Source organism: Prevotella sp. MGM2 (genome assembly GCF_002933955.1).
GTDB lineage: Bacteria > Bacteroidota > Bacteroidia > Bacteroidales > Bacteroidaceae > Alloprevotella.
Genome location: NZ_BEWW01000009.1, coordinates 1 through 516 on the forward strand (window position 1 = coordinate 1; position 516 = coordinate 516).

General features: G+C 47.1%; 1 protein-coding gene. It reads right to left on the reverse strand.

The window, feature by feature from the left end; translation table 11 throughout:
* Nucleotides 1-516: inositol-3-phosphate synthase (locus tag C5S62_RS00110; protein WP_190311525.1), on the reverse strand; the 516-nt coding region annotated here is incomplete at both ends.

The following is a 516-nucleotide window of genomic DNA, read 5'->3' on the forward strand; positions in this document are numbered from 1 at the left end:
TTGCTGGAAGAGGTGGTTGATAGGTACTTCTCCTTGTGTATAGTCATGCATCGGACTTTTGAGGAAGAAACTCAGGAAGTGTTGGGTGCCGTAACGGCCGGAACGGGCTGCAAGGTCTGAAAGAAGAACCAAGTCAAGCATCAACGGAGCGGCCAGAATGGAGTCACGACATAGGAAATTGATTTTAATCTGCATGGGATACCCCATCCAACCGAATATGTCGATATTGTCCCAACCCTCCTTGTTGTCATTGCGTGGTGGATAATAGTTAATACGCACCTTATGATAATAATCTGTGTAAAGGTCAGGTTGCTCTTCCTGAACGAGAATGCTTTCAAGCGTTGAAAGTTTTGAAACCTCTTTGGTGCGGAAGTTGGCAGGTTCATCAAGCACAAGACCATCGCGGTTGCCGAGGATATTAGTGGAGAACCATCCCGACAGGCCCAGACAACGTGTGCCGATTATCGGAGCAAAACCGCTTTTGACAAGAGTTTGACCGGTTTTGAAATCCTTGCC